At 72.3% G+C, this 21,951-nt stretch carries 19 protein-coding genes; 15 read left to right on the top strand and 4 right to left on the bottom strand.

Annotated features, from left to right (window positions below; translation table 11 throughout):
• Positions 1–200: 200 nt before the first annotated feature.
• Positions 201–614 (bottom strand): pyridoxamine 5'-phosphate oxidase family protein, encoded by a 414-nt coding sequence (locus ACZ69Q_RS16110; RefSeq protein WP_471041925.1) that lies wholly within the window; start codon positions 612–614, stop codon positions 201–203.
• Positions 615–733: 119 nt separating this feature from the next.
• On the opposite strand from ACZ69Q_RS16110, the gene clpB reads away from it, so the two are divergent.
• Entirely contained in the window at positions 734–3,331 is a 2,598-nt protein-coding gene (gene clpB / locus ACZ69Q_RS16105; RefSeq protein WP_471041923.1) for an ATP-dependent chaperone ClpB, read from the top strand.
• Positions 3,332–3,378: 47 nt separating this feature from the next.
• Here clpB and ACZ69Q_RS16100 read toward each other — a convergent pair whose 3' ends face one another.
• Complete coding sequence (locus ACZ69Q_RS16100) at positions 3,379–3,876, bottom strand: hypothetical protein (RefSeq protein WP_471041921.1); 498 nt, start codon at positions 3,874–3,876, stop codon at positions 3,379–3,381.
• Between the two features lie 136 nt (positions 3,877–4,012).
• Here ACZ69Q_RS16100 and ACZ69Q_RS16095 point away from each other — a divergent pair, with 136 nt between their 5' ends.
• Entirely contained in the window at positions 4,013–4,540 is a 528-nt protein-coding gene (locus ACZ69Q_RS16095) for a YbjN domain-containing protein (RefSeq protein WP_380850818.1), read from the top strand.
• A 102-nt stretch (positions 4,541–4,642) separates the two neighbouring features.
• Here the strand turns inward: ACZ69Q_RS16095 and ACZ69Q_RS16090 are convergent, their stop codons facing one another.
• Positions 4,643–5,827 carry a pyridoxal phosphate-dependent aminotransferase gene (locus ACZ69Q_RS16090; RefSeq protein WP_471041919.1) on the bottom strand — a complete coding sequence of 395 codons (1,185 nt, stop codon included), beginning with the start codon at positions 5,825–5,827 and terminating at the stop codon, positions 4,643–4,645.
• A 796-nt stretch (positions 5,828–6,623) separates the two neighbouring features.
• On the opposite strand from ACZ69Q_RS16090, the gene ACZ69Q_RS16085 reads away from it, so the two are divergent.
• The 10 genes from ACZ69Q_RS16085 (at position 6,624) to kynU (ending at position 17,450) form a co-directional block, all read left to right on the top strand.
• On the top strand, positions 6,624–7,181 hold the full coding sequence (locus tag ACZ69Q_RS16085) for a DUF2617 family protein (protein WP_471041917.1): 558 nt from the start codon (positions 6,624–6,626) through the stop codon (positions 7,179–7,181).
• Between the two features lie 81 nt (positions 7,182–7,262).
• The gene (locus tag ACZ69Q_RS16080) at positions 7,263–8,903 is read left to right on the top strand and encodes a polyamine aminopropyltransferase (RefSeq protein WP_471041915.1); all 1,641 of its coding nucleotides are present in this window, start codon (positions 7,263–7,265) and stop codon (positions 8,901–8,903) included.
• 357 nt (positions 8,904–9,260) lie between these two features.
• A complete protein-coding gene (locus ACZ69Q_RS16075) occupies positions 9,261–10,169 on the top strand; it encodes an SRPBCC domain-containing protein (protein WP_471041913.1) in 909 nt (302 codons plus the stop codon).
• Positions 10,170–10,425: 256 nt separating this feature from the next.
• Positions 10,426–11,223, top strand: a complete 798-nt coding sequence (locus ACZ69Q_RS16070; protein WP_471041911.1) for an aldose epimerase family protein — start codon at positions 10,426–10,428, stop codon at positions 11,221–11,223.
• Positions 11,224–11,233: 10 nt separating this feature from the next.
• Entirely contained in the window at positions 11,234–11,782 is a 549-nt protein-coding gene (gene pyrE / locus ACZ69Q_RS16065; RefSeq protein ID WP_471041910.1) for an orotate phosphoribosyltransferase, read from the top strand.
• 171 nt (positions 11,783–11,953) lie between these two features.
• Complete coding sequence (gene fbaA / locus ACZ69Q_RS16060; protein ID WP_471041908.1) at positions 11,954–12,976, top strand: class II fructose-bisphosphate aldolase; 1,023 nt, start codon at positions 11,954–11,956, stop codon at positions 12,974–12,976.
• A gap of 57 nt (positions 12,977–13,033) precedes the next feature.
• Complete coding sequence (locus ACZ69Q_RS16055) at positions 13,034–14,527, top strand: MFS transporter (protein WP_471041907.1); 1,494 nt, start codon at positions 13,034–13,036, stop codon at positions 14,525–14,527.
• A gap of 297 nt (positions 14,528–14,824) precedes the next feature.
• Complete coding sequence (locus ACZ69Q_RS16050) at positions 14,825–15,238, top strand: DUF3151 domain-containing protein (RefSeq protein ID WP_383456427.1); 414 nt, start codon at positions 14,825–14,827, stop codon at positions 15,236–15,238.
• A gap of 150 nt (positions 15,239–15,388) precedes the next feature.
• The gene (locus ACZ69Q_RS16045; RefSeq protein WP_471041904.1) at positions 15,389–16,261 is read left to right on the top strand and encodes a tryptophan 2,3-dioxygenase family protein; all 873 of its coding nucleotides are present in this window, start codon (positions 15,389–15,391) and stop codon (positions 16,259–16,261) included.
• Positions 16,254–17,450 (top strand): kynureninase, encoded by a 1,197-nt coding sequence (kynU, locus tag ACZ69Q_RS16040; RefSeq protein WP_471041903.1) that lies wholly within the window; start codon positions 16,254–16,256, stop codon positions 17,448–17,450. The genes ACZ69Q_RS16045 and kynU overlap by 8 nt, the downstream gene beginning before the upstream one ends.
• Positions 17,451–17,462: 12 nt before the next feature.
• Here kynU and ACZ69Q_RS16035 read toward each other — a convergent pair whose 3' ends face one another.
• Positions 17,463–18,065 carry a TetR/AcrR family transcriptional regulator gene (locus ACZ69Q_RS16035; protein ID WP_471042609.1) on the bottom strand — a complete coding sequence of 201 codons (603 nt, stop codon included), beginning with the start codon at positions 18,063–18,065 and terminating at the stop codon, positions 17,463–17,465.
• A gap of 344 nt (positions 18,066–18,409) precedes the next feature.
• On the opposite strand from ACZ69Q_RS16035, the gene ACZ69Q_RS16030 reads away from it, so the two are divergent.
• The 3 genes from ACZ69Q_RS16030 (at position 18,410) to ACZ69Q_RS16020 (ending at position 21,950) form a co-directional block, all read left to right on the top strand.
• On the top strand, positions 18,410–19,375 hold the full coding sequence (locus ACZ69Q_RS16030) for an alpha/beta hydrolase (protein ID WP_471041901.1): 966 nt from the start codon (positions 18,410–18,412) through the stop codon (positions 19,373–19,375).
• 177 nt (positions 19,376–19,552) lie between these two features.
• Positions 19,553–20,725, top strand: a complete 1,173-nt coding sequence (locus ACZ69Q_RS16025) for an alpha/beta hydrolase (RefSeq protein ID WP_471041899.1) — start codon at positions 19,553–19,555, stop codon at positions 20,723–20,725.
• Positions 20,718–21,950, top strand: coding sequence for an acyltransferase family protein (locus tag ACZ69Q_RS16020; protein WP_471041897.1), 1,233 nt, complete (start codon positions 20,718–20,720; stop codon positions 21,948–21,950). Before ACZ69Q_RS16025 ends, ACZ69Q_RS16020 begins: the two co-directional genes overlap by 8 nt.
• Position 21,951 lies beyond the last annotated feature (1 nt).

The following is a 21,951-nucleotide window of genomic DNA, read 5'->3' as shown; positions in this document are numbered from 1 at the left end:
CCCTTCTGGTCTGGAAGGCACCCTACCCTTCCCCCCCCCCCCCCCCCCCCCCCCCCCCCCCCCCCCCCCCCCCCCCCTCCCCCCCCGCTGCAGTTTTACGGGGACATTTCCCGGTATCCGCAAGTTGTGCGGTGGCTGAAACCGGGCGACCGGTATCCAGCCATCCTCGCCCGGCCCGCAGCCCGGCGTCCGGCATCCGCTCACCCGCGCCCCATGGCCCGGGTCAGCTCGATCTCGATCACGACCCGGTGGGGATTGGGTGCCGGAGTCCGTCCGTAGCGCACCGCGTACCGCCGCACGGCCTCCGCGATCCGCTCGGGCTCCGTACTGACCTGTGCCCGCCCCTCCAGCGTGGCCCAGCGCCCGCCGTCCACCTGGCAGACCGCGACCGTCGCCCCGTCGGGGCCGGCGGCCAGGACATGGCTCACCTTCGCGCTGGACTTGTTCGTGATCACCCGAGCCAACCGCGCCCCGGGGTCGTATGTCACCCCGACGGGTACCACGTGCGGGGTGCCGTCCGGGCGCAGGGTCGTGAGGGTGCACAGGTGCCTCTCCTGCCAGAAGGTGAGGTACGGCGCGTCCGGCGCGCCCGGATCCTGAGGGTAAGCCGCCATGGTCCTGGAACCTAGCCTCCTCAAGCCTCCCCGGACTACCTTGAGTGGAATAGACTCAACTTTGTGTACGCTGACTCAGTCAGTACTGGAGACGCTGGCATCAGGAGGAGAACGGACACGTGGACGCAGAGCTGACCAACAGGAGCCGGGACGCGATCAACACGGCCAGCAACCGGGCCGTGACCGAGGGGCACCCGGATCTCACCCCCGCCCACCTGCTGCTGGCTCTGCTCCAGGGCCAGGACAACGAGAACATCATCGATCTGCTGGCGGCCGTCGACGCCGACCAGGCCTCCGTGCGGGCCGGCGCCGAGAAGGCGCTCGCCGCGCTGCCCAGCGTCACGGGGTCCACCGTGGCGCCCCCGCAGCCCAGCCGTGAGCTGCTCGCCGTCATCGCGGACGCACAGGCGCGGGCGCAGGAGCTCGGGGACGAGTACCTCTCCACCGAGCACCTCCTCATCGGCATCGCCGCGAAGGGTGGCGCCGCCGGTGACGTGCTCACCCAGCAGGGAGCCGGTGCGAAGAAGCTGCTGGACGCCTTCCAGAAGGCCCGGGGCGGGCGGCGCGTGACCTCCGCCGACCCCGAGGGGCAGTACAAGGCGCTGGAGAAGTTCGGCACCGACTTCACGGCGGCGGCCCGCGAGGGCAAGCTCGACCCCGTCATCGGGCGGGACCAGGAGATCCGGCGGGTCGTGCAGGTGCTCAGCCGCCGTACCAAGAACAACCCGGTCCTGATCGGTGAGCCCGGCGTCGGCAAGACCGCCGTCGTCGAGGGGCTCGCCCAGCGGATCGTCAAGGGGGACGTCCCCGAGTCCCTCAAGGACAAGCGGCTCGTCGCGCTGGACCTGGGCGCCATGGTCGCCGGGGCCAAGTACCGCGGTGAGTTCGAGGAGCGGCTGAAGACCGTGCTCGCGGAGATCAAGAGCTCCGACGGGCAGATCATCACGTTCATCGACGAGCTGCACACCGTCGTCGGCGCCGGCGCCGGCGGCGACTCCGCCATGGACGCCGGCAACATGCTCAAGCCCATGCTCGCCCGCGGTGAGCTGCGCATGGTCGGCGCCACCACCCTCGACGAGTACCGCGAGCGGATCGAGAAGGACCCCGCCCTGGAGCGGCGCTTCCAGCAGGTGCTGGTCGCCGAGCCGACCGTGGAGGACACCATCGCGATCCTGCGCGGTCTCAAGGGGCGCTACGAGGCCCACCACAAGGTCCAGATCGCCGACAGCGCGCTGGTCGCCGCGGCCACCCTCTCCGACCGGTACATCACCTCCCGCTTCCTGCCCGACAAGGCCATCGACCTCGTCGACGAGGCGGCCTCCCGGCTGCGCATGGAGATCGACTCCTCGCCGGTCGAGATCGACGAGCTCCAGCGCTCCGTCGACCGGCTGCGCATGGAGGAGCTGGCCCTCGACAAGGAGACCGACCCGGCCTCCCGCGAGCGCCTGGACAAGCTGCGCCGCGACCTCGCCGACAAGGAGGAGGAGCTGCGGGGCCTGACCGCCCGCTGGGAGAAGGAGAAGCAGTCCCTCAACCGCGTCGGCGAGCTGAAGGAACGCCTCGACGAGGTGCGCGGCCAGGCCGAACGCGCCCAGCGCGACGGCGACTTCGACTCCGCCTCCAAGCTGCTCTACGGCGAGATCCCCGCCCTGGAGAAGGAGCTGGAGGCCGCCTCGGAGGCCGAGGAGGAGGCCGCCAAGGACACCATGGTCAAGGAGGAGGTCGGCCCGGACGACATCGCGGACGTCGTCGGAGCGTGGACCGGCATCCCGGCCGGACGGCTCCTGGAGGGCGAGACGCAGAAGCTGCTGCGCATGGAGGACGAGCTGGGCAGGCGCCTGATCGGCCAGCAGGAGGCCGTGCAGGCCGTCTCCGACGCGGTACGCCGCACCCGCGCCGGCATCGCCGACCCGGACCGCCCCACCGGCTCCTTCCTCTTCCTCGGCCCGACCGGCGTCGGCAAGACCGAACTCGCCAAGGCCCTCGCCGACTTCCTCTTCGACGACGAGCGGGCGATGGTCCGCATCGACATGTCGGAGTACGGCGAGAAGCACAGCGTGGCCCGTCTGGTCGGCGCGCCTCCCGGGTACGTCGGCTACGAGGAGGGCGGTCAGCTCACGGAGGCCGTGCGCAGGCGGCCGTACAGCGTCGTCCTGCTCGACGAGGTGGAGAAGGCGCACCCCGAGGTCTTCGACATCCTGCTCCAGGTGCTGGACGACGGCCGGCTCACCGACGGGCAGGGCCGTACGGTCGACTTCCGCAACACGATCCTGGTGCTGACGTCGAACCTGGGCAGCCAGTTCCTGGTCGACCCGATCACCAGCGAGCAGGAGAAGAAGGAACAGGTCCTGGAAGTGGTCCGCACCGCTTTCAAGCCGGAGTTCCTCAACCGGCTCGACGACCTGGTGGTCTTCTCGGCGCTGCACAAGGACGAGCTGCGCCGGATCGCCCGGCTCCAGATCGACCGCCTGGCCAAGCGGCTCGCCGAGCGCCGGCTGTCCCTGGAGGTCACCGACGCGGCCCTGGCGTGGCTCGCCGACGAGGGCAACGACCCGGCCTACGGCGCCCGCCCGCTGCGCCGCCTCGTGCAGACCGCCATCGGCGACCGGCTGGCCAAGGAGATCCTGGCCGGTGAGGTCAAGGACGGCGACACGGTCCGGGTGGACTCCTTCGGGGACGGCCTGATCGTGGGACCGGCGACCGGCAAGACGCTCTGACGCCGCCCGGCGGCCCGCACCGGATCACCGGGGCGGGCCGTCGCCGCTCAGAAGGTGAACGCCGCGAAGCGCACGAGCGCGGTGCCGGCGTCCTCGTACACCACACCGACCTGCACGGCGTGGGCGCCCACGGCCGGCTCGTTCCCGGCAAGGTCCACATCGAGACAGAGATCCACCTCCGAGTCGCCGCAGAACTGCGTCTGGGGCGTCTCGGCGTCCGGATAGGTCGAGGTGAGCCAGTCCCGGACGTCGGCGCGCGGCATCCGGAAGGCCGCGCTGTAGTGGATGTCCTGGAAGCCCTGCACCTCGCACGCCCCGACGACCCGGGCGCCGTCCGGCAGTGCCGCCCCGCCGAAGCGCAGGGCGTCGGCGCAGGGGACCTTCTCGGGGCCGGAACGGGACAGGTCGTCGTCCGTCACCACCCACACGGCCACCATGGCCACGAAACCGGCGAGAAGCAGCCCCGGCACGGCCAAGACCGCGGCGACGAGCCACCACTTCGTACGGCCGCGAGCCGCCCCCGCCCCACCCTGTGTTCCGGACATGTCCCCACCCTCCGTGCACGGTCCGTCGCGACAGGCCAGATCCTGTCAGCCGAGGGCTGACAGGGCCTGTCCGGGGTTGCCACCCCCCTCCCCGCATGGGGGAGGATGGCGGAATCCGTACGAAGGGAAAATCACGGTGAGCATCGACCCGTCCTCGATTCCGAACTTCGGGGGCCAGCAGCCGCAGCCCGGGCCCCCGCCCGGCCCCGTTGTCCCGGATCAGGACCTCGTGAAGCAGCTCCTCGACCAGATGGAGCTGAAGTACGTCGTCGACGACGAGGGTGACCTCGCGGCGCCGTGGGAGCAGTTCCGTACGTACTTCATGTTCCGCGGCGAGGGTGACCAGCAGGTCTTCTCGGTGCGGACGTTCTACGACCGGCCCCACAAGATCGACGAGAAGCCTCTGCTGCTCGAGTCGATCGACGACTGGAACCGCCGGACCCTGTGGCCCAAGGTCTACAGCCACACGCACGACGACGGCACCGTCCGCCTGATCGGCGAGGCACAGATGCTGATCGGCACGGGCGTGAGCCTGGAGCACTTCGTCTCGTCGACGGTGAGCTGGGTTCGGGCCGCCATCGAGTTCGACAAGTGGCTCGTCGAGCAGCTCGGCCTTGAGCAGGAGGTCAACGACGCGGAGAAGCCCGAGGACGACGAGGAGTAGTCCTCGACACGTGGAGCCCGGCCAGGGCACCGGCCGCACGGGCCGGGTGTCGGGTCGGGCTCGCGCCGTTTTCGCGCCTCTGCCTCTGCCCGTGCCGCCGCCCTACAGGGCCCGCAGCCGTTTGGCCGCCTCCTCAAGCACCTCCGTGCGCTTGCAGAACGCGAACCGTACGAACGGCGCCCCCGCCTCCCGGTGGTCGTAGAAGACCGCGTTCGGGATGGCGACCACCCCGGCCCGCTCCGGCAGCGCACGGCAGAAGGCGAAGCCGTCGCTCTCGCCGAGCGGGCGGATGTCGGTGGTGATGAAGTAGGTGCCGGCGGGCTTGAACACCTCGAAGCCGGCCTCCGCCAGCCCCGCCGCCAGCAGGTCCCGCTTGGCCAGCATGTCCTCCCGGAAGGCCGTGAAATAGCCGTCGGGCAGCGCGAGCGCCTCCGCGACCGCGTACTGGAACGGCCCCGACGAGACATACGTCAGGAACTGCTTCGCCGAGCGCACGGCCGTGACCAGACCCGGCGCCGACGTCACCCAGCCGACCTTCCAGCCGGTGAACGAGAAGCTCTTGCCCGCCGACCCGATCGTCACCGTCCGCTCGCGCATGCCCGGGAAGGTCGCGAGCGGCAGATGCTCGGCATCGTCGAAGACCAGGTGCTCGTACACCTCGTCGGTCACGACCAGCAGGTCGCGCTCCACCGCCAGCTCGGCGATCGCGGCCAGCTCCGCGCGGGTGAGGACGGTGCCGGTGGGGTTGTGCGGGGTGTTGACGAGCAGCAGCCGGGTGCGGTCGGTGACGGCGGCGCGCAGCTCGTCCAGGTCGAGCCGGAAGCTTCCCTCGTGCGGGCGCAGGGTGACCGGCACGCGGGTGCCGCCCGCCATGGCGATGCTGGCCGCGTAGGAGTCGTAGTACGGCTCGAAGGCGATGACCTCGTCGCCGGGCTCCAGCAGTGCCAGCAGCGCCGCCGCGATGGCCTCGGTGGCGCCCGCGGTGACCAGGACCTCGGTGTCGGGGTCGTACGACAGCCCGTAGTGCCGCTCCTGGTGCGCGGCGATGGCATTGCGCAGCTCGGGGACGCCGGGGCCCGGCGGGTACTGGTTGCCGCGCCCGTCCCGCAGCGCCCGCACGGCCGCCTCACGGACCTCCTCGGGCCCGTCGGTGTCGGGGAAGCCCTGACCCAGGTTGATGGACCCCGTGCTCAGGGCCAGCGCGGACATCTCGGCGAAGATCGTCGTCCCGAACTCGGCGAGCCGGCGGTTGAGCAGCGGGCGGGAGGTGGAGGTCATGCGGCTCATCCTGCGCCCAAGCTCTGGAGTTCCTCAACTCTGCTTTGGGCCGCGAAGCGGCCGGGCATCTGACTGCCACGTACCGAGCGGGAGGCGCCCACGGGGGGACGCCCGGATCCGTATCGGGGGAACGGAAGGAGGCTGACGCCATGGTTACAGGCTTTGTGGTGGCGCTGGTCGCAGTGGTCTTCGTGGTGATCATCGTGTCCGCCGCACGCAGCGGCGCACGGTCGTCCCGCCGCACCCACAGCCGCCGAGGGAGCTCGCACGGCAGCGGTAGCTGGTGGGCCGGCGGGGGCGACAGCGGATCGTCCTGCGGGGGTGGCTCCTCCTCCTGCGGTGGGGGCTCGTCATGCGGAGGCGGGTCGTCCTGTGGAGGAGGCGGGGGCGGATGCGGTGGCGGAGGTAGCTGACACGGGGCAGCTCACTCCCCGAGCAGGGGGAATCGCATCCGCGTGGAGCGGGGCCGGTGCCTGGGACCGGTCCCGCTTCCGTGTGTTCCGGGCCCGGATCCCGGCACAGTCGCCCGCGCATCGGCGCACGCTCTGTCCCGATCGGCGTACGCCGGAGTTGAACAGTTGAGCTGATAAGCCCTCTGAGGGATGGAAACCCTCCGAACTTGGGTAAAAACGCTGTGGTGGCGCCACAGTTCATGATTCAGTTAATTTCACCAACGCAGCCCCTCGGACGCACTGCGGACACCCCTTCTGACCGGCCGACAGGGCTGACCGGGCCGATCTCCCGGTGTCGGCCGGAGCGCGCCGCAGACCCTCACCTCCCTTTGTTCGCGTAGCGGAGCCCACCCATGCTCACGACCCTGAACACCGCCTATACCGACACGCGTGCGGCCGACCTCGCCTGGGCCCTGGGGCGGGAGCCGCTGCCCGCGCTGGCCGCCCTCGACCTCGAACTGACCGGTTCGAAGCTTCAGTTGAGACTGCTCGGCGCGTCCCATCAGGTGCTGTTGGAGGAGGAGCGGGGCATGTGTTCGGAGACGGTGGCCTGCATGCCCGGCAGCAGCACGCCCCTGCCCCTCGGCGTGGCCAAGCGGACGGACGACTGGGAGTACGAGTTCGCGGCCCGGGTGGAGATCCTCTCGCCGGGTCAGTTCGCGGGCCGCGCCCAGGAGTTGCTGGCACTGGTCGCCGACCATCCGCACGGCCTGGCCGGCGTCTTCCCCGGCAGCCCGCACGCCTTCACCGCGCTGCTGGCCCAGCACCACGAGGGCCAGGTCCACTGGCGCACCTGGCACGCGTACCCGCAGGACGGGCAGTTGGTGGCGACACGGACGAGGGTCGGGGTGCGGGTGGCCAAGGGTGCGGCTCGGCGCCGGCCGGCGTCGTTCAGCCCGTCCGGGATCTGACGGCGGCGCAAACGTCCTTCTCCTCAACAACACCCGTGTGGGTGACGAAGCGTGCCCGTGCCGTAACGTACCGTCGGCAGCGTGATCGAGCCGCACGCCCCTGCCCCACCCGGCACCAGGCCCTGGGCGGGTCCCCCGCGGCTCCCGGTCCGGCCGGGCACCGGGCGTTTCCTGGTCTTCGCGGGCGTCTTCGTGTGCGCCGCCTGCGGACTCGTGTACGAACTCGAACTCGTCGCCCTCGCCTCGTACTTGATCGGCGACTCGGTCACCCAGGCCTCCGTCGTGCTGTCCGTCATGGTGTTCGCGATGGGCATCGGCTCCCTGGCCGCGAAGCGCCTGCGCCCGCACGCCGCGGCCGGCTTCGGCGCCATCGAGGCCGTGCTCGCCCTCGTCGGCGGGTCCAGCGCCCTCGCGCTGTACGCCGTCTTCGCCTGGACCGGCGACTGGGGCGGGATGTGGGCCAACGGCCCGCGCGCCCTGCTCGTCGCCTTCTCCCTCACCATCGGCCTGCTCATCGGCGCCGAAGTGCCGCTGCTGATGGAGCTCATCCAGCGCATCCGCCGCCAGGACGCGGGCGGCGCGGTGGCCGACCTGTTCGCCGCGGACTACGTCGGCGCGCTGGTCGGCGGCCTCGCCTTCCCCTTCCTTCTGCTGCCCCTGCTGGGCCAGTTGACCTCGGCGCTGATCACCGGCGCCGTCAACGCCGTCGTGGGCGGCGCGCTCGTCCTCGGCCTGTTCCGCCGGGACCTCAGCCGCCGCGCGCGCTGGCTGCTGGTGATCGCCAACGTCACCGTGCTCGGCATCCTCGCCTCCGCCGCCGTACTCGTCGACGACTTCGAACGGGCCGCGCGGCAAGCGGTGTACGGGCGGGACGTACGCGTGGCGATCCAGACCGACATCCAGGAGGTCGTCATCACCGGCGGCACCGACGGCCGGCCCCTCGACCTCTTCCTCGACGGGCGGCTGCGGGTCGGCGGGCGCGACGCACGCCGTTACCACGAGGCGCTGGTCCACCCCGCGATGAGCGGCGAGCACACGCGCGTGCTCATCCTCGGCGGCGGTGACGGACTGGCGGCGCGCGAGGTGCTGCGCCATCCCGGCGTGCACCGGGTCGACGTCGTCGAGATCGACCCCGAGGTCGTGAAGCTGGCGCGCGAGGACCCACCGCTGTCCCGGCTCAACGGGCGCGTGTACGACGACCCCCGCGTCCACGTCATGACCGACGACGCCTTCCGGTGGCTGCGGGCGGCGCCGCCCAGGACGTACGACGTCGTCATCTCGGATCTGCCCGACCCCGGCATCACCGCCAGCACGAAGCTGTACTCGCAGGAGTTCTACGGCCTCGCCCACCGCGCCCTGACACCGCACGGCCGCCTCGCGGTGCACGCCGGGCCGGTGTCCTCCCGTCCCCGCGTCTTCTGGACGGTCGACACGACCCTGCGCGCGGCGGGCCTGCGCACCGCGCCCTACCGCGTCCGCGACCGTGACTCCGGCTTCACGGCCGGCCCCGACCGCTCGACCCGACCGACCCGCGCACCGCAGGACTGGGGGTTCATCCTGGCGGCCCGCAGGGAGCGGCCGGAACTGCGCCTCGGCACGGGGCAGGCGGCACCGCGAGCGCAGACCCTGACCCAGCCGGGCCTGACGGCCGACGCACGGGCGGCGGAGGGGACGCGGGTTCGGGGACTGGGGGCTTCGACGGTGGTGCATCCGCGGTACTGAGCGGGGCGAGGGGGTGGGGCGTCCGGGAGGGGTGGCGAGGGGGCGGGGCGTCCCGGTAGGGGCGGCCGTGGGGTGGGGCGTCGGCGAGGGGGCGGGGCGTCCGGCAAGGGCGGCCGAGGGGTGGGGCGTCGGGGAGGGTCGGCGAGGGGCGGGGCGTCCCGGTAGGGGTGGGCGGGGAGCGGGGCGTCCGGCAAGGGCGGCCGAGGGGCGGGGCGTCCCGGGAGGGGTGGGCGAGGACCGGGGCGTCCGGGAAGGGTGGGCGAGGGGACGGGAGGATACGTCCGGCGGGCGCGTGTCCGGTGAGAATCCCGGGATGTGTGGGTGCGGTTCACGCCACGCTGGGTAGGCTCGATCGACATGGAGCATGAGGTGTTCGTTCCGGTTGCGGCGGAGCGGCTCAGGGAGGTGCTGGCCGATCCCGTCCGGGTCGCCCGGGCGGTCCCCGGGCTCCAGCAGGACGCCGGGGCCGAGCCGGTCACCGGGCGGCTGAAGGTGCGCGTCGGCGGCCACACCATCACCTATCGCGGTGCCGTGCGGATCTCCGCCCGGGAGGACGGTTCGTACGCCGTCGAGGGCGACGCGACCGAGGCGCGCGGGAACGGGTCCGTGAAGCTGGCGCTCACCGTGCGGGTCGCGGAGGCCGAGGGCGGGTCCACGCTGAGGTTCGAGGGGACCGCGTCGGCGGACGGGCGGGTCACGGAGTTCTCGGCTCAGGCCGTGGAGTCGGCCGTCTCCCGGCTGCTGAACCGGTTCGGGGGGCAGTTGGGAGTGGTGGCCGGGGAAGGGCAATCCGAGCCGGAGCCCGAGGCTGTCGAGGAGGGGTTGGCGCCCGGGGAGTTCGAGACGCGCGTGACCAGTGACTTCGAGACGACGCCGGACGCGGATGACGCGGCGGCGCCCGAGCCGGGGCGTGCGGCGGCGGCCGGTGCGGAAGACGGCGTGGATGACGGGGCCGAGTCCGCTTCCGTCTTCGAGAGCGAGGTGCCGCCGCCGTCGCTGGAGCCGCGGGCCGAGGCCGAGGACGAGGAATCCGACGATGAGGCCGGGGAGGACGCGCCCGTCGCGGAGGCCGCGCATGCTCGGCGGACGATGATCGGGCGTAGCGCGGAGGAAGTGGACCATGCGCCGCCGAGGGGGCGGTACGCGCCTGTTCCGGCGCCGCAGACGGTCGTGCCGAACTCCACGCTGCGGTGGGCTGCACCGGCGGCGGCGTTGGTGCTGGCGTCGGCGATCGTCGTGGGGCGGATGCTGCGGCGCCGTCGCTGAGTCCTTTCGCCCCCGCCGCCCCTACCCTTCTCGCCCCCGGGGGCTGCCGCCCCCGGACCCCCGCATCGGCCCTGAACGGGCCTCGTCCTCAAACGCCGGACGGGCTGAAAAGAACCTGACCAGCCTCGTCCTCAGACGCCGGACGGGCTGAAAAGAACCTGACCAGCCTCGTCCTCAAACGCCGGACGGGCTGAGGGATGCGGACCGCCGCCTGAAAGGGGCCGTTGGGGCTTGATCGCCCCAGTAGGGTCATCCCGTGAGTAACGAACACATCACGCTGACCGCGGGTGACGCGGAGGTGGACGTGCTGCCGGGGAACGGCGGGCGGGTCGGGGGGCTGCGCGTCGGGGGGACCGAGTTGCTGCGGCAGGGGGAGCGGTTCGGGTGCTTTCCGATGGTTCCCTGGTGCGGGCGGACCAGGGACGGGCGCTTCCTCGACGGCGCCCGGGTGCGGCAGTTGCCGCTCAACGCCCCGCCGCACGCCATCCACGGCACCGCCCGCGACGGCGCCTGGAAGGTGGCCCGGGTGGCCGACGGCGAGGCCGTGATCACGTACGACCTGGTCGAGCCGTGGCCCTACCCCGGCCGTGTCACGCATGTCGTCGCGCTCACCCCGGACAGCCTCAGCCTCACGATGTCGGTCGAGACGTACGAGGACTCGTTCCCGGCGCAGATCGGCTGGCACCCCTGGTTCAACCGGAACCTCGGCGGCGAGGGCGCGCAGGACGTCCGGCTCGACTTCACTCCCGCCTGGCAGGAGGAGCGCGGGGACGATCACCTTCCCACCGGGAACCGGATCGTTCCGCAGCCGGGCCCCTGGGACGACTGCTTCGGCATGCCCGACGGCGTCGACGTCACGCTCACCTGGCCGGGACAACTGGAGCTGAAGGTGGCGAGCCGGCAGGAGTGGGTGGTCGTGTACGACGAGCAGGAGGCCGCCGTGTGCGTCGAGCCGCAGACCGGGCCGCCCAACGGGCTGAACACCCTGCCCCGCCTGGTCACGCCCCTGGAGCCGTTGGAGGCCACGACCGTCTGGAGCTGGCGGCGCCTCTAAGCTGGGCGGCATGACTGACGTACGTGACGAGCTGCTGAACCAGATCAAGGACAAGGCCGTGGTGCACGGCAAGGTGACCCTGTCGTCGGGGCTCGAAGCCGACTACTACGTCGACCTTCGGCGCGTCACCCTCGACGGGCAGGCCGCTCCGCTCGTCGGGCAGGTGCTGCTCGATCTGACCTCGGAGCTGGAGTTCGACGCGGTCGGCGGGCTCACCATGGGCGCCGACCCCGTCGCCGGCGCGATGCTGCACGCGGCAGCCGCGCGCGGCAAGCGGCTGGATGCCTTCGTGGTGCGCAAGGCCGCCAAGGCGCACGGCCTCCAGCGCCGGGTCGAGGGGCCGGACATCGCCGGGCGCCGTGTCCTCGTCGTCGAGGACACCTCCACCACCGGCGGCTCCCCGCTCGCCGCGGTCGAGGCCGTGCGCGAGGCCGGCGCCGAGGTCGTCGCGGTCGCGACGATCGTCGACCGGGCCACCGGCGCCGCCGAGAAGATCCAGCAGGGCGCGGGAGTGCCGTACCTCTTCGCGTACTCCAAGGACGAGCTCGGGCTGGACTGACACCGGCGCCCGAGCGGTGTCCGTCTCGGCTGGTGACAGGCGCTCGGAGCATCCCGGTTCGTCTGGAAAGATGGGGCCGACGATGACGTCGCATCCCTAGGTCTAGGTCAGGGCCGTAAGCCAGAACGCCGTACGCAGTACGTCAACCCGCACACTCCAAGGAGCGGACAGATGCCCATCGCAACCCCCGAGGTCTACAACGAGATGCTCGACCGGGCGAAGGCAGGCAAGTTCGCCTACCCGGCCATCAACGTGACCTCGTCCCAGACCCTGCACGCGGCCCTGCGCGGCTTCGCGGAGGCGGAGAGCGACGGCATCATCCAGATCTCCACGGGTGGTGCGGAGTTCCTCGGCGGTCAGCACAGCAAGGACATGGTCACCGGCGCCGTCGCCCTGGCCGAGTTCGCGCACATCGTCGCCAAGAAGTACGACATCACCGTCGCCCTGCACACCGACCACTGCCCCAAGGACAAGCTCGACGGGTACGTACGCCCGCTGCTCGCCGTGTCCGAGGAGCGCGTCGCGCGCGGTGAGAACCCGCTGTTCCAGTCGCACATGTGGGACGGCTCGGCGGAGACCCTCGCCGACAACCTCGCCATCGCGCAGGAGCTCCTGGAGCGTGCCCGCGCCGCGAAGATCATCCTCGAGGTCGAGATCACCCCGACCGGCGGCGAGGAGGACGGCGTCTCGCACGAGATCAACGACTCGCTGTACACCACGGTCGACGACGCCATCCGTACCGTCGAGGCCCTCGGGCTCGGTGAGAAGGGCCGCTACCTGCTCGCGGCCTCCTTCGGCAACGTCCACGGCGTCTACAAGCCGGGCAACGTCGTGCTCCGCCCCGACCTGCTCAAGGAGCTGAACGAGGGCGTCGCCGCCAAGTACGGCAAGGCCTCGCCCTTCGACTTCGTCTTCCACGGCGGCTCCGGCTCCTCCGAGGAGGAGATCGCGACCGCGCTGGAGAACGGCGTCGTCAAGATGAACATCGACACCGACACGCAGTACGCCTTCACGCGTCCGGTGGCGGCGCACATGTTCCAGAACTACGACGGCGTCCTGAAGGTCGACGGCGAGGTCGGCTCCAAGAAGACCTACGACCCGCGCACCTGGGGCAAGCTCGCCGAGGCGTCCATGGCCGCGCGTGTGACCGAGGCCTGCGGCAACCTGCGCTCGACGGGTACGAAGATCAAGTAACCCGCGATCCGCGACGAGCCCGGTGCTACGGCACCGGGCTCGTTGTATATCTGGGTCATGCCCGATGTCCGGTTGGCCTCGCCGCAAGGCAAGTGGATCCTGCTCACCACCGTTCTCGGCTCCAGCATGGCGATGCTGGACTCGACCGTCGTCAACGTCGCCCTCCCGCGTATCGGCGAGGACCTCGACGCCGACCTCGCCGCGCTCCAGTGGACGGTCAACGCGTACATGCTGACGCTGGCCGGGCTGATCCTGCTCGGCGGTTCGCTGGGGGACCGGTACGGGCGGCGCAAGGTCTTCGTCATCGGCGTCGTGTGGTTCGCCCTGGCCTCGCTGCTGTGCGGGCTCGCCCCGAACGTCGGCGTGCTCATCGCCGCCCGGGCGCTCCAGGGGATCGGCGGCGCCCTGCTCACCCCGGGGTCGCTGGCGCTGATCCAGGCGTCCTTCCATCCCGACGACCGGGCGAAGGCGGTCGGCCTGTGGTCCGGTTTCGGAGGCATCGGCGCGGCCGTGGGCCCGTTCCTCGGCGGCTGGCTGGTGGACGGGCCGGGCTGGCGCTGGGTGTTCCTGCTGAACGTCCCGCTGGCGCTGCTGTGCGCGCCGATCGCCGTACGGCACGTCCCCGAGTCCGGTGACGGCACCAAGCACGGCCGGTTCGACGTGCTCGGCGCGGTCCTCGGCGCCGCGTCCCTGGGCCTGGTGACGTATGCGCTGATCGAGGCCCAGCAGGTCTCGGTGACCGTGTGGATCAGCGCGATCGCCGGCGTCGCGGCCGGGGTCGCCTTCGTGTACGTCGAACGCCACCGCCCCGACCCGATGATGCCGCTCGACATCTTCCGCTCCCGCCAGTTCACGGCCGTCAACCTCGTCACGCTCTGTGTCTACGCGGCCTTCAGCGGCTTCTTCTTCCTCAGCGCGCTCCAGCTCCAGGTCGTCGCCGGCTACTCGGCGCTCGGCGCGGGTACGGCCCTGCTGCCGACGACCGCCCTGATGCTGCTGTTCTCGGCTCGCTCGGGCGCCCTCGCCGACCGGATCGGCCCGCGCATCCCGCTGACGGTCGGCCCGCTGCTGTGCGCGGCCGGGATGCTGCTGATGCTGCGGGTGGGCCAGGACGCCTCCTACGCCATGGACGTCCTGCCGGCCGTGCTGGTCCTGGGCCTCGGCATGGTCACCCTGGTGGCGCCCCTGACCGCGACCGTCCTGGCCTCCGTCGACACCGCCCGCGCGGGCCTGGCCAGCGGCGTCAACAACGCGGCCGCCCGGGCGGCGGGCCTGATCGCGGTGGCCGCGCTGCCGCTGCTCGCCGGGATGGGGGAGGAGGCGTACCGCTCGGCCGACGCCTTCGACGCCGCGTTCGACCGGGCGATGCCGATCTGTGCCGGGCTGCTGGTGCTGGGCGCGGTGGTCGCCTTCGCGACGGTACGGCCGCTGCCACCTGGCTGCCGCAGGCCGGAGTGCCTCCACCACGGAAGCGTCACGACACCACCACTGGAGGGCGAGCGCAGCCGGGGCCGACTGGAGGTGGAGGGCAAGGGGGGCACGGCAGGCTGAGAGCCGGCATTTCAGCCGGTCCGGCGCTTCCGGTTCAGGCATGTCAGCCGGTCCGGGGCTTCCGGTTCAGGCATGTCAGCCGGTCCGCCGTTTCCGGCATATTCAGCCCGTCCGGCGTTTGAGGACGAGGCCCGTTCAGGGCCGAAGCGGGGTCTGGGGCGGCAGCGCCGGCGGGGCCGAAGTGGGCGGATCCCCTTCACGACGGGACGGGTAGGGGCGGCGGGGGCGAACAAACCCGGCCTCCGCACAAGGGTGCCCCGACCTGCCGTACCCACCCCATGGGCCAGACTGGACCTCATGGCCATTCACGAAAACCTTCTCGGGGGCCCGCCCCCGACCCACCTCCCCGACGACCCCGAGCCGCGCGAGCTGCTCGCCGGCGGCACCGCCCCCGCGGACGTCGCCGCGAAGTACCCGACGTCCTCGCTGGCCTGGGCCCAACTGGCCGACGAGGCGTTCGAGCGGGGCAGCGTCGTGGAGTCGTACGCCTATGCCCGTACGGGCTACCACCGCGGCCTGGACGCCCTGCGCCGCAGCGGCTGGAAGGGCCACGGTCCGGTCCCGTGGGAGCACGAGCCGAACCGCGGCTTCCTGCGCGCCCTGCACGCCCTCGCCCGCGCCGCCGGATCCATCGGCGAGCAGGAGGAGTACGAGCGCTGCACGCAGTTCCTGAAGGACTCCTCGCCGACGGCGGCCCAGACCCTGGGCTAGCCGCGCAGCTCCCCTCGTGAGGCCCGCCGATGTGACCGGGCGGGCCTTGCGCAGGCCGGGGAGATCCCGGAATATGCCGGGTGGGGACCGGGGCCCCTTTGCCGATAACGGCAGGGCGGACCGCTACCCGGAGTTACACAGGAGACAGCAATGTCCCAGCAGGCTCACCAGTCCGCGGAGACACCCCCGGAAATCTCCCCGGAGACTCACGAGCCCGAGACCCCGAATCTCGACTTCGCGGGCACCACGCCGTACGAGGACTACGTCAAGGCGGATGTGCTCACCCACCTCCAGCACACCCTCTCCGACGACCCCGGAGAGATGGTCTTCCTGGTCACGACCCAGGTCATGGAGCTGTGGTTCACGGTCATCGTCCATGAGTGGGAGACCGCCGCGCGGGCGCTGCGCGAGGACCGGCCGGGCGTGGCCATCGACGCCCTGAAGCGCTCCGTACGGGAACTGGACGCCCTGAACTCCTCCTGGAAGCCGCTCGGCCAGCTCACGCCGGCCCAGTTCAACGCATACCGCAGTGCCCTGGGGGAGGGTTCCGGCTTCCAGTCGGCGATGTACCGCCGGATGGAGTTCCTGCTCGCCGAGAAGTCCGCGTCCATGCTCGTCCCGCACCGCGGCGCCCCGCGCGTCCACGCGGAACTGGAGAAGGCGCTGCACGAGCCCAGCCTCTACGACGAGGTGCTGCGCTTCCTCGCCCGGCACGGCTGCGCCATCCCCGAGGCGGTGCTCAAGCGCGACGTCTCGCGCCGGTACGAGCCCACGCCGGAGGTCGAGGCCGCCTGGACGGCGATCTACTCGGGCGACCAGAACTCCGAGCTCGCCCGCCTGGGCGAGGCGCTCACCGACGTCGCCGAACTGGTGTGGCGCTGGCGCAACGACCACCTGGTCGCCACCCGCCGCGCGATGGGCGCCAAGTCCGGCACGGGCGGTTCGGCCGGGGTGGCCTGGCTGGAGAAGCGGGCGCAGAAGAACGTCTTCCCCGAGCTGTGGACGGCGAGGTCCCATGTCTGAGTTCGAGGCACAGGCAGGATCGCTGGACGCGGCCGACGAACTGGCCGGCGTCCGCAAGCAGTTCGTGCTCGACGAGGTCGTCTACCTCGACGGGAACTCGCTCGGCGCGCTGCCCGCGAACGTCCCGGGCCGCGTCGAGGACGTCGTACGGCGGCAGTGGGGCGAGCTGCGGATCCGGTCCTGGGACGAGAGCGGCTGGTGGACCGCGCCGGAGCGGATCGGCGACCGGATCGCCCCGCTGGTCGGTGCGGCGGCCGGGCAGATCGTCGTCGGTGACTCGACAAGTGTCAATGTCTTCAAGGCACTTGTGGCGGCCGTGCGGATGGCGTCGGACGACCGCGACGAGATCCTCGTCGACGCGACCACCTTCCCCACCGACGGCTACATCGCCGAGTCGGCGGCCCGGATGACCGGCCGTACACTGCGGCCCGTCACCCCGGCCGAGGTGCCGGGCGCGCTGGGCGACCGTACGGCGGCGGTCCTGCTGAACCACGTCGACTACCGCACGGGCAGGCTGCACGACCTGCCGTCGCTGACCGACGCCGTGCACGCGGCGGGCGCGCTCGCCGTCTGGGACCTGTGCCACAGCGCGGGCGCGCTGCCGGTCGGACTCGACGAGCACGGGGTGGACCTGGCGGTCGGCTGCACCTACAAGTACCTGAACGGCGGCCCCGGCTCACCGGCGTACCTGTATGTGCGCCGGGACCTCCAAGGCCGCTTCGACTCCCCGCTGCCCGGCTGGAACTCGCACGCCGAACCCTTCGGCATGCGGCCCGCCTTCGAACCCGCGGCGGGCGCGTTGCGCGGCCGCGTCGGCACGCCCGACATCCTCTCCATGCTCGCCCTGGAGGCGGCCCTGGAGGTCTGGGACGGTGTGTCGATCGACGCGGTGCGGGCCAAGTCGCTGGCGCTGACGGACTTCTTCCTGGAGTGCGTCGCGGCGTATGTGCCGGCGGGGCGCGTGGAGTCGGTGACCCCGGTGGCGCACGCGGAGCGCGGCAGCCAGGTCGCGCTGCGCTGCGCGGACGCCGGGGACGTGATGAAGCGGCTCATCGAGCGGGGTGTGGTCGGCGACTTCCGGCATCCCGACGTGCTGCGGTTCGGTTTCACGCCGCTGTACGTGGGGTTCGCGGACGTGGAGCGGGCGGCTCGGGTGTTGGGGGAGGTGCTGGCCGAGGGTCCGCGCTGACCCCGGCCGGCCCTAGCCGGCGTACACCCCCGCCACGGCAGCCGCATGCGCGGCCCGCGCGGCGCGCTCCGCGGCGGGGGCGTCGGGGATCTCCCCGGTCGTCAGCAACTGGTAGTAGAGGGGGGCCGACACCGCCCGTACGACCGCCCCGGCGTTCGTCCCGGCGGGCAACTCCCCCCGGGCCACGCCCTGTTCCACGCACGGTGCCCACTCCGCCACCCGCACCTCGTAGAACCGCCGCAGCGCCTGCGCCGTACGTGCGTCGCAGGTCGCGGCGGCGATGACGGCACGGAACAGGGCGCCCTGCCGGGGGTCGGCCAGCGTGCGCTGCACGAGCGCCGCGTTGGCCCGCAGGTCGCCGAGCGCGGAGCCGGTGTCCTCGCGCGGCAGCGACTGCTCGGCCATGTCGGCGAGCAGATCGGCCACCAGCCCCGTCACCGAGCCCCACCGCCGGTACACGGTCGTCTTGCCGACCTCCGCGCGACGGGCGACGTCCGCGAGGTCGAGGCCGTCGAATCCCTGCTCCGCCAGCACGTCTCCGGCCGCCCGCAGCACTGCCGTACGCACACGCGCGGTACGCCCTCCGGGACGGACGGTGCCGGGATCGGCGGACATATCGGCCTCCATGGTGCGTGTGTGCGCTGTGGCGGGATCCACGGTGCCAGCGTAACGAAACAGCAGAACCGTTTAACCCTCACCGAGCGTGACATCCGCGTGTCCGTGCACGTGAAGGGCCTGGTACCGTCCCCGCCAACGGCCGAATTCGAACCTGGTCCGCCACCACACCTTGGTTCCCGCCGGCCACCACACCTGGTTCCCGCCCGCCACCCTGCTTGTTCCCGCCCGCCACCCCGCTTGTTCCCGCCCGCCACCCCGCTTGTTCCCGCCCGCCACCCCGCTTGTTCCCGCCCGCCACCCCGCTTTCGTCCAATTCCGTTTCGTCGCTGAGAGGTTGGAGCATGCCGGACGACGCCGCCGCTGCCCGGGACGCCGCCGAGGAGGAGTCGGTCTTCTCCCACCCGCCCGTCGATCCCGACGCCATCGCCACCTACGGCGACCACCCCGACCAGGTGATCGACTTCTACGCACCCCGCGGCGAGACCGCGCCGGGCGTCCTGGCCCCGCTGGTCGTCCTCCTGCACGGCGGGGCGTGGCGCGCGCCGTACGACCGCCGGCATGTCACGCCGTTCGCGGACTTCCTGGCGCGGCGGGGGTTCGCCGTGGCGAATGTGGAGTATCGGCGCGGGGCGGAGCGGGCCGAGGGCGCTGAGGGCGCCGAGGGCGGCGAGGGCTCGTCCGGGGTGAGTGGTTCGGGTGCCGGTGAGGCCGGTTCCGGTTCCGGTTCGGGCGGGGGCGGTTCGGTGGCCGGCCGTTGGCCCGGGACCTTCGACGATGTCGCCGCCGCCGTGGACGCGCTGCCCGCGCTGGTACGCGAGGCGCTTCCGCAGGCCGATCCGCGCCGGATGGTGCTCACCGGCCACTCGGCCGGCGGCCACCTGGCCCTGTGGGCGGCGGCCCGTCATGTCCTCCCGGCGGACGCCCCCTGGCGCACCGCCGGGCCCGCGTCCCTGCGGGGTGTGGTCGCGCTGGCTCCGATCGCCGACTTCGCGGTCGCCGACAAGCTGGACGTGTGCGGGGGCGCGGCACGGCAACTCCTGGGCGGTGGCATGGAGTTCGCCGAGCGCCGGCCGTACGCCGACCCCGCGCTCCTGCTTCCCACGGGCATCGCCACCACCCTCGTGCAGGGCCGGACCGACATCGTGGTCCCGTCAGCGGTCGCCGAGTCGTACGCGGACGCGGCGGCGAAGGCGGGGGAGGTGGTCGGTCTGACACTGTTGGAGGACGTCGGCCATTTCCCGCTGATCGATCCTGCGGCGGACGCGTGTGCTGTGGTGGTGGAGGAGATCGCCCAGTTGGCGTGGTGAGTTCGGTGGGCGCACAGGGATGACCGCCCTCTCCCGGCGATGACCCCCTCATACCCGTAGTACCTGAGAGCTACGTCGCAGGTGAGCTCCCTGGCATGACGCGGACGACGAGTCCGGATCCGTAACTTCCCAACCAGGCAAGCCCGATGGCCGGGCGGACTGGAAGGGAAGACGACCATGGGGCGTGCGACGGGGGCCGGCGGGCTTGGGCCGGCCGAGCCGAGTCCGGGCGGGCGGGGTCCGCGCAGGGCAGGCGAGGGCGGGCGGGGTCCGCGCAGGGCAGGCGAGGACGGGCGGGGTCCGGGCGGGGCAGGCGAGGGCGAGCAGGGTCCGGGCGGGGCGAGCGAGGGTGGGCGGAAGAAGAGCCGCCGTACTCATCGATGGCGCCGGGCGCTGCTCGCCGGTGTGATCACCGGTGCCGTGGTCGTCCCGCTGTCCGGTGCCGCGCGCGCCGAGATCCCCGCCCCGGCCCCCGCCGCCCTTCCCCCGGTGACGGCGGCGACGCTGGACGAGGCGTACGAGGCCAACCGCGCCAACGCCGCCGAGGCGTCCCGCATGGCCGCGGAGCACGGCAACCGGGAACGCGCCGCCGCGGATCGCGAGATGGCCGACCCGTCCCGCCGGTACCTCGCCTTCGACGGCCGTGGCTTCGGCCTCGCGACCGAGGTCTTCGGCGACCTGGCCCACGCCGACCGCATCGCGGTCCTGGTCCCGGGCTCCGACACGTCCATCGACACCTACGACCGCTTCCGCGACACCGCCCGAGCCCTGCACGAACGGCTCACCCGGGAAGCCCCGCGGGGCACCCGCACCGCGGTCGTCGCCTGGCTCGGCTACGAGACACCGGGCACGGTCAGCACGACGGTCACGACGACGGACCGAGCCGAGCAGGCGGCCCCGGAACTGCGCGAGTTCATACGGCAGTTGCGCGCCCTCACGGCCGACGAGGGGGCGGGCAGGCCGGAGAAGCGGCCGCGTATCTCCCTCCTCTGCCACTCCTACGGCTCCGTGGTCTGCGGCCGTGCCGCCTCCGGCCTGGACGTGGACGACATCGCCCTGATCGGCAGCCCCGGCACCGGCGTGGACACCGCCGCGGCCCTGCACACCCGCGCCCGCGTCTGGGCGGCCCGGGGCGGCGACGACTGGGTGGCCGAGGTCCCGCACGTGAGGTTCGACCTCCTCGGCACGACCGTCGGCTTCGGCACCGACCCGATGTCCCCGTCCTTCGGCGCCCGCGTCTTCGAGGCGGGCGACGGCGGCCACAGCGACTACTTCCGGCCGGGGTCGACGTCCCTGGCGAATCTGACCCGCATCGTCCTGGGCGAGACTTCGGAGGTGACCCATGGCTGAGCCGACGCGGGCCGCGCGCCTGACGGGGGCATGGAGGGGCATACGCCGGGGTGCCGCGCAGGTCGACGCCGCCACTCCCGCCGGGAGGGACCGGGCCGTCGACGCCCTGCGGGCCTTCGCCATCCTCGGCGTGGTCCTCGGCCACTGGCTGGTCACGGCCCTGGTGGCGGACGGCGACGGCGGGGGCCTGCGTACCGCGAGCCCGCTGCACGACATGCCCTGGCTGGCCCCGATCTCCTGGGTCTTCCAGACCCTCGCCGTGTTCTTCCTGGTCGGCGGCCATGTGGCGACCCGCGGCTACTCCTCGGCCCGCAAGCGCGGCACCACATACGGGCAGTGGCTGGCGTCCCGGCTGTCACGCCTGTTCAAGCCGGTGGCGGCCGTCCTCACCCTGTGGACGGTGGCATCGGTTCTCCTCCTGCTCTCGGGCACGGAGGCGGACACGATCCACACCCTGCTCAAACTGGCCCTGTCCCCCTTGTGGTTCCTTCTGGTCTTCGCGGCACTGACGGCGGCGACTCCGCTCCTGCGCCGCCTCCACCCGCTGTGGCCCCTGGCCGTCGTCCTCCACGTCGACCTCCTGCGCTTCGGTCTGGGCGCCCCCGACTGGCTCGGCTGGGTGAACCTGGCGGCGGGCTGGATGGTGCCGTTCACCGTGGGCGCGGCCTGGACCCGGGGCGAGCTGGAGCGCCGGCGCGCGGGCTGGATCCTGCTGACGGGCGGCACCGCGGCGACGGCCGCGCTGATCGCCTGGGCGGGCTATCCCGCGTCCATGGTCGGCGTCCCCGGCGCCGGCGTCTCCAACCTCAACCCGCCTACGCTGGCCGCCGTCACCTTCGGCCTGGCCCAGTGCGGGCCGGCGTTGCTGCTGCGCGAGCCGCTGCGCCGCGCGATGCGCCGCCCGCCGGCCTGGGCGGCGGTGGCCCTGCTCAACCTCTCGGCGATGACGATCTTCCTCTGGCACCAGACGGCCCTGATGGCCACCACGGCCACGGCGCTGACGGCCGGTCACCTCCCGGGCCTGCACACCGCCCCCGCCGACCTCGACTGGGTGGCGGCCCGCCTGGCCTGGCTACCGGTGTTCGCGGTGGCCCTGGCCCTGTGCTGGACGGCATTTCGCACCTACGAACAGGGTCCACGCCGCCCGAAGGGCCAGGCATCCCGGGTGGTCCGCACCCACCGTTCCCACGAAAGCCGCAAAACGAAGGCCCAGAACCATGCTTAGG

The organism is Streptomyces sp. NPDC036764, from assembly GCF_055609385.1.
Note: the sequence above shows the minus strand (reverse complement) of the source record. Positions and strands in the feature narration are given on the sequence as shown.